This is a genomic window from Kitasatospora sp. NPDC059571 (assembly GCF_042735675.1).
Lineage (GTDB): Bacteria > Actinomycetota > Actinomycetes > Streptomycetales > Streptomycetaceae > Kitasatospora.
Genome location: NZ_JBHWBW010000450.1, coordinates 1 through 6,451, shown reverse-complemented (window position 1 = coordinate 6,451; position 6,451 = coordinate 1). Strand labels below are relative to the sequence as shown.

General features: G+C 75.3%; 5 protein-coding genes. 1 reads left to right on the top strand and 4 read right to left on the bottom strand.

Annotated features, from left to right (window positions below; all coding sequences use genetic code 11):
• Nucleotides 1–45: 45 nt before the first annotated feature.
• From def to ACFV0G_RS32520, 4 genes are all read right to left on the bottom strand, one after another.
• A complete protein-coding gene (gene def, locus ACFV0G_RS32535; protein ID WP_380555781.1) occupies nucleotides 46–669 on the bottom strand; it encodes a peptide deformylase in 624 nt (207 codons plus the stop codon).
• Nucleotides 670–755: 86 nt separating this feature from the next.
• Nucleotides 756–1,739 carry a tetratricopeptide repeat protein gene (locus ACFV0G_RS32530; protein ID WP_380555779.1) on the bottom strand — a complete coding sequence of 328 codons (984 nt, stop codon included), beginning with the start codon at nucleotides 1,737–1,739 and terminating at the stop codon, nucleotides 756–758.
• Between the two features lie 163 nt (nucleotides 1,740–1,902).
• The gene (locus ACFV0G_RS32525; protein WP_380555777.1) at nucleotides 1,903–3,213 is read right to left on the bottom strand and encodes an HD-GYP domain-containing protein; all 1,311 of its coding nucleotides are present in this window, start codon (nucleotides 3,211–3,213) and stop codon (nucleotides 1,903–1,905) included.
• Nucleotides 3,210–4,817, bottom strand: coding sequence for an HD-GYP domain-containing protein (locus ACFV0G_RS32520; RefSeq protein ID WP_380555775.1), 1,608 nt, complete (start codon nucleotides 4,815–4,817; stop codon nucleotides 3,210–3,212). The genes ACFV0G_RS32525 and ACFV0G_RS32520 overlap by 4 nt, the downstream gene beginning before the upstream one ends.
• 297 nt (nucleotides 4,818–5,114) lie before the next feature.
• Here ACFV0G_RS32520 and ACFV0G_RS32515 point away from each other — a divergent pair, with 297 nt between their 5' ends.
• Nucleotides 5,115–6,386, top strand: coding sequence for a carbohydrate-binding protein (locus ACFV0G_RS32515; RefSeq protein ID WP_380555773.1), 1,272 nt, complete (start codon nucleotides 5,115–5,117; stop codon nucleotides 6,384–6,386).
• Nucleotides 6,387–6,451: the final 65 nt, after the last annotated feature.

Here is a 6,451-nt window from a genome sequence, read left to right as displayed (position 1 = left end):
CCCGGGATCCGGGTGCGGCCCTCCGCCGTGTGCTCCGCCGTACCGTCAGTCGTTCGGGACGGTCGCGTACTTGGGGGTGCCGTCGGCCATCTGCCGCAGGGCGTCCTTGCGGTCGCGCTTGGAGAGGCGGTCGATGTACAGGTAGCCGTACAGGTGGTCGGTCTCGTGCTGGAGGCAGCGGGCGAAGAAGCCGGTGCCCTCGACGCGGATCGGGTTGCCGTGCTTGTCCTGGCCGGTCACCGCGGCGTAGTCGGGCCGGGCGAGGTCCTGGTACGCGGTGGGGACGGAGAGGCAGCCCTCCGGGGAGTCGTCCAGGGTGCGGCGGCCGGCCGGCAGCTCCTCCAGGACGGGGTTGACCACGTGGCCGATGTGGCGCACGCCCTCGTCGTCCGGGCAGTCGTAGACGAAGACCTTCAGGTCGACACCGATCTGATTGGCCGCCAGGCCGACGCCCTCGGCCGCGTACATCGAGACGAACATGTCGTCGACGAGCGCGGCGAGGTCCGCGTCGAAGGCGGTGACGTCACGGCACTCGTGGTGCAGGACGGGGTTGCCGACCACCGTGATCGGGCGGGCGGTGCCCTTCGAGAGGTCGGGCTCCTCGCCCACGACCTTCGGCTCCGGGGTCTCGTCCAGCTCGTCGTGGTCGTGCGCGTGCTCGTCGGCCATGCTTCAGTTCCGCTTCCGTGGATGCGTCCGGTGGATGGGTCAAGGGTACGGCCCCGCGAGGCCCCGCGTCCCTTACGGGGAGCGGCTCAGCAGACCTCTTCGAGGTCGCGGTAGGCGCGGGTGGCGGGCGAGGCGGCGACCCAGCGGTCCAGCAGGGCGCGCACCAGCGCGGCCGGCGCCGCGATCCCGCACTCCCGCTCGACGAGCCAGGACATCCCGGCGCTGCCCTGGCTGAGGTGGCTCAGGTGGCCGGGGTGCAGCGGGTCGCCGTCGTCGTGCGGGTCGTGGTGGGCGGTGTGGCCGTCGTCGATGGCCATCCGGCTCTCCGAGCAGGCCCGGCAGAGCAGCCGCACCGAGGCCGTCCAGTCCTCGGCGGCGTAGCCCGCGTCGGCGACCAGGCGCTCCAGGGCGTCGCGGTCACCGGCGGTGGCGGCCTGCAGCAGCACCACGAAGGTCGGCACCGGCGAGGGCGCCCACAGCTCGATCTCGTCGAAGACCGGGTAGGCGACGCCGTCGGCGACCCGTTCGCCGTGCGGGGCGCCGTCGTGCAGCACCACCTCGCCCCAGCGTCTGCCGGAGGACGGCAGCGGGATGGACAGCACCTCGATCCGGGCCGGGTCCAGCCGGCGGCCCCAGACCACCTCGGACTCGCCGTCCGGGGACAGCCGCACCGGGGTGGTGCCGAGGTCGAGCTCGACCGGCCCGTCGGCGACCGCGCCGCCGGGCAGTCGCAGCCCGTAGGCCTGCCAGGCGCGCCGGGCCAGCGGCCAGTCCTGGAGGGCGGTGGCGGTGATGCCGAGGTTCCACCAGTCCGGGGCGCCCTGCTCGCGCTCCAGCAGGGCCACGGCCCGCAGGCCGGCGCTGCGGGCCTGCTCCCAGTCGCGGCGGAACTTGTGCAGCAGGGCGAGGTTGAACCAGGAGTCGGAGAGCCAGGGCTCCAGGTCCGCCGCCATGACCAGCAGTGCACCGGCGTCCTCGAAGCGGCCGTCGCCGATGAGCGTGAAGGCGCGGTCGGTCGTCTGCCGCCAGGTGGCCGACGGCCGGTGCCGTGCGCGGTGGAAGATCCTCACGTTCCGTCCCTGCCGTTGTCGTCCGCCGGTACTCGGCACCTGAGCCGAGGCCGGCTGCTGCATCGGGAACGATCCGGGGCGACTGGTGCCCTCGCCTCCGGTGTTCCACGCTACGACCGCATCCAACCACGCATGCGGTGACCCGCGCTCCCTGCACGGCGGTTCATCCCGGTACGCGGGCCCGACGGCCGACCCTGGCCAGTGCGTCCAGCACCAGGGGGTCGAAGGCGCGGCCGCGGGCCAGCCGCAGCCGCTCCAGGGCCTCCAGGCGGGCCGCCGCCTCCGAGAGGCCGCAGGCGCGACCGGAGGTCAGCAGGTCGTCGTGGGCGTTGGCGACCCGGATGATGCGCGCGGCCAGCGGCAGGGTGCGGTCGGCGGTGCCGTCCGGGAGCCGGTGCGGGTCGGCGCTCCGGGCGACCTGCCGGCCCACCCGGGCCGGTACGCCGGTGCGCAGGATCACCTCGCTGCCGAGCCGGGCGATCCGCTGCTGCTCGGCGGCCGGCAGCGGTGCGGTGGCGCCCCCCGGGACGGGCTCGACCAGGGAGAGCTGACCGATGTCGTGCATCAGTGCTGCGTACTCCAACAGGGCGAGGTCGCGGGTGCCCAGGCCGAGTTCCCGGCCGAGCGCGCAGGCGGTGTCGGCGACCCGGCGGGCATGCCCCGGTGGGGTGTAGCCGGCCACCTCGGTGGCCCGGGCAAGGGCCTCGATGGTCTGCCCGGTGGTGGCCCGGATCGCCGCGGCCCGCCGGAACGAGGCCTGGGCGAGCAGCAGCGGGGTGCAGAACAGCGGCAGCGCCCAGAGCCCGACCTCGCCCGCGAGCAGGCTGACCAGGATGCCGGTGGCGGCGATCGCCGAGCCGATGCCGAGCAGCGAGCGCAGCTCGTCCTCCAGCGCCGCGGTGTAGCGCAGGCCGGCCCGGGCGGCGTGCAGGACGGCGGCGACGACGGCGTCGCAGAGCGCGGTGAGGGCGCCCACGCCGCTGAGCAGCACGCCGTACCAGGGCCCGGCGAGCGGGGCCCGGTCGAGCGCGCCGCTGCCGTAGAGCGGCTGGAAGAGCAGGGCGGCGAAGGCGACCGTGAGCAGCCGCCGGGAGGCGGTGTCGGCCCGGGCGGCGTCGGGCCGCAGCCGGGCGCGGACCTGCGGCAGGGCCAGCGGGAGCAGGCCGGCCAGGGTGCCCAGCCCGGTGACCGCGACGACCTGGAGGACGCCGTGCGAGGTGGGCAGGCCGTGCAGCGGGCCGAGCAGGGCGTAGGCGAGGGCCGCGGCGGTGCCGAGCGGGGCGTGCTCGCGGTCGCCCGGCAGGGAGACCCGGGCCCATTCGCCGGCCGCGACCACGGCGCCGAAGGCGAGCGCCGCCCGGGGCTGCACCACGCCGCGGGCGGCGAGGTGCAGGAGGGCCGTGCCGAGCAGGACGGCGGCGGCTCCGTGGACGGCGGCCGGTCCGATCCGGCTGCCGTTCGCGAACCGTCTCACGGTGTCCCGCCGGCGGGGATCCGCTGCTCCGGGGCGGCCGGCCGGGCGGGCTCGGGGACGCCGAGCGGGATGTCGGGGACCTCGCCGTCCCAGCCGCCGGGGGGCGGCGGCTCGGGCTGCCAGCCGTGCTCGGCGACGGCGGCGACCAGGGCGCCGACCATGGCCGGGTCGAACTGGCTGCCGGCGCAGCGCTGGAGCTCGGTCACGGCCTCGGCGACCGGCCGGCCGCGGCGGTAGGAGCGGGTGGAGGTCATCGAGTCGAAGGCGTCGGCGACCGAGATGATCCGGGCGAACTCGGGGATCCGGTCGCCGGCCAGGCCGCCGGGGTAGCCGCGGCCGTCGAGGCGTTCGTGGTGGTGCAGGATGCCCTCGCGGGCCTCGCCGAGGAAGGCGAGCTCGCGGACGAGTTCGTGGCCGAAGACGGGGTGGACCTCGACCGCGCGGCGCTCGTCCTCGGTGAGCGGTCCGTTGCGGCGCAGCAGTTCGGTGGCGACCCCGAGCTTGCCGACGTCGTGCAGGGTGCCCGCGAAGTGCAGGGTGCGGATGCGCTCCTCGGCCATGCCGAGCTGGCGGGCGATCAGCACCGAGGCGCGGCCGACCCGTTCGCTGTGGCCACGGGTGTAGGCGTCCTTGATCTCGACGGCCTGGACGAGGGCGCGCACGGTGGCCTGGTGGGCGTTGGCCTCGCGGTGGCCCTGGGCGAACATCCAGGCGGAGATGGAGAGCGGGAGCAGGGCGAGCACGGCCGCGAAGGCGCCGTACGGGCCGCGCCACAGGACCGCGACCATCAGGCCGCCGGCGCCGTGCACCAGGGCGGGCAGCACCACGGCGCCGGTGGCGCGGGCGAGGGCGGCGGGCCGGGCGCGGCCGGCCCGGGCGCGGCGGGGCCGGCCGGTGCGGTCGAGCCGCCGCATGGCGCCCACCAGGACGGCGTTGACCAGGCAGAACACCGCGACGGCGGCGAGGGCGCCGAGCACCGCGGCGGGGAAATGGGTGCCCAGCAGCTGGTGCGGGCCGCCGAGCGAGCGGTAGACCGCGGCGGCGGCGAAGGCGGCGAGGGCGAGCTGGGCGGCGTTCCACAGCGGGCGCAGCCGGTGCGGGGCGCCGGCACCGGCGCCGAGTGCGCCGGGGACGGCGACCAGGGCGGCCGCGGCGGGGGGCAGCAGCAGCACCCCGGCGAACAGGACGGGGAAGAAGCCGCGTCCGGGCAGGGCCCGGGCGGGGCGCGGGGCGGGCCGCGGCGGGCGGCGCAGCAGGGTGCGGACGAGCCGGGCGCACGGGGTGGGCAGGCCGACGGCGAGGGATTCGGCGCAGGCGTGCAGGAAGGCGAGGAGGGCGAGCCGGGGCCAGTCGACCGCTCCGCCGAGCGGGCCGCCGACCGGGACGGCGAGCGGGGTGAGGCAGAGGGCGGCGGCGACCAGCACCGCGGCGGCGTACCGGGCCGCGGCGCCCGTCAGGGCCTCGTGATCCCGCTGGCTGACGATGGTGGCCTCCCCGGCCGGTACCGGGCCCGTCCCGTTCCGTTCGGCGGGCCAGTGAGGAGAATAGGGGTCAGTCGGCGGGCTGCGGCGCACGATCGCGCAATGGCGCAGTCGGCGCAGCATCAGCTCACCCGAACGAGTGAAACGTTCCGTCGCGCGGAACCGCGAGTGCGCCGGGTGGCGCGGTGCAGCGGCCCGATCCCGAAGCGGACCTTAAGAGATGGCCAAGAGGCAGCCGGGGGCCTTGACCCCCGCAATTGGTCCAGTCCACCTTGTTCACTACCCCGTCCGGAAGGGGCCGCGTCCGCACCCACGGCCGCGGTGCTCCGCTGCTCGACCGCGCCCGCGCACAGGCGGGCACCGTCCCGCCCGTCCGCCCCGCGGACGGCTCCCCCGCACTTCGTCCCGGAGAGGTCCCCCATGGAACGTGCCACGACTGACTCCCCCGCGCCCGGGCGGCACCGCCGCCGGCGCGGCACGGCCGCCGCGGCCGCCGTCGCCGCCCTCGGCCTGCTGGCCGGCGGCGCGACCATTGCGCTCAGCAGCGGTGACGCGCTTGCCGCCACCGATGCCCTCGGCTCCAACTGGTACGCGTCGGCGCCCTATCTGATGCCCGAGGACAACTCTCCGCCGGACCCGGCGGCGGTGATGGACGCCACCGGCCAGAAGGCCTTCCAGCTGGCGTTCATCCTCGACTCGGGCGGCTGCAACCCGGCCTGGGGCGGCACCTCGTCGATCGACACCGACACCGCGATGCCCGCGGTGATCCAGAAGATCCGGGCCAAGGGCGGCGACGTCTCGGTCTCGGTCGGCGGCTACGGCGGCAACAAGCTGGGCCAGGGCTGCGGCACGCCGGAGGCGACCGCGGCGGGCTACCAGAAGGTCATCACCAAGTACGGCCTGAAGGCGATCGACTTCGACCTGGAGGAGCCGGAGTACGAGAACACCGCGGCGATCCACAACGAGATCGGCGCGGCGCGGATCCTCCAGCAGAACAACCCGGGCCTGTACATCTCGATCACCACGGCCGGCACGACCTCGGGCACCGGCTGGTTCGGCACCCAGATGCTGAACGAGGCCAAGTCGCAGGGCTTCACGCCGAACAACTTCTCGATCATGCCGTTCGACGGCGGCTTCAACGGCGCGGCCTCGCAGACCGACGCGCTGGTGAAGTTCAACCAGATCCTGCAGACCACGTTCGGCTGGAACGAGGCCACTGCGTACGCCCACGAGGGCGTCTCGATGATGAACGGCCGCACCGACGCCGCCGAGTACTTCAAGCAGGCCGACTTCCAGGCCGTGCTGGACTTCGCGACGGCGCACAAGCTGGCCCGCTACACCTTCTGGTCCGTCAACCGGGACCGGCAGTGCGCCGGGACGGTCGACCCGGGCCTGTCCGGCGCCTGTTCGAGCGTGGCGCAGAGCGACTGGGACTTCACCAAGTACACGGTGAAGTTCGCCGGCGCGACCCCGCCCACCAAGCCGCCGACGAGCACCCCGCCGACCAGCTCCTCGCCCACCGCCCCGGGCGGCACCTGCACCGACCCGGCGTGGAGCGCCACGACCACCTACGTCGCGAACAACAAGGTCTCGTACCAGGGCCACAAGTACCACGCCAAGTGGTGGACCCTGAACGAGGTGCCGACCGCCAGCGGCCAGTGGGGCGTCTGGGCCGACGACGGCCCGTGCTGACCGGCTCCGCACCGCCGCGATGACGGACGTGGGGGGGGGGGGGGGGGGGGCGCCGCGGCGCGCGC

Coding starts and splice junctions, on each gene's coding strand:
- ACFV0G_RS32515 (WP_380555773.1), top strand. CDS start 5,115: ATGGAACGTGCCACGACTGACTCCCCCGCGCCCGGGCGGCACCGCCGC.
- def (WP_380555781.1), bottom strand. CDS start 669: ATGGCCGACGAGCACGCGCACGACCACGACGAGCTGGACGAGACCCCG.
- ACFV0G_RS32520 (WP_380555775.1), bottom strand. CDS start 4,817: ATGCTGCGCCGACTGCGCCATTGCGCGATCGTGCGCCGCAGCCCGCCG.